Here is a 205-nt window from a genome sequence, read left to right as displayed (position 1 = left end):
AATTCATTGAGCATCAAACTTTTAAATTGAAGAGTTTGATCATGGCTCAGATTGAACGCTGGCGGCAGGCCTAACACATGCAAGTCGAACGGTAGCACAGAGGAGCTTGCTCCTTGGGTGACGAGTGGCGGACGGGTGAGTAATGTCTGGGAAACTGCCCGATGGAGGGGGATAACTACTGGAAACGGTAGCTAATACCGCATAA

At 49.3% G+C, this 205-nt stretch carries 1 rRNA gene; it reads left to right on the top strand.

The window, feature by feature from the left end:
• Positions 1-23: 23 nt before the first annotated feature.
• Positions 24-205: ribosomal RNA gene (locus OGY13_RS00200) — 16S ribosomal RNA — on the top strand; the annotation flags it as partial.

Source organism: Citrobacter sp. Cpo045, assembly GCF_030332875.1.
GTDB lineage: Bacteria > Pseudomonadota > Gammaproteobacteria > Enterobacterales > Enterobacteriaceae > Citrobacter > Citrobacter portucalensis.
The sequence above is the reverse complement of the archived record's forward strand: the minus strand, read 5'-3'. Positions and strand labels throughout refer to the sequence as shown.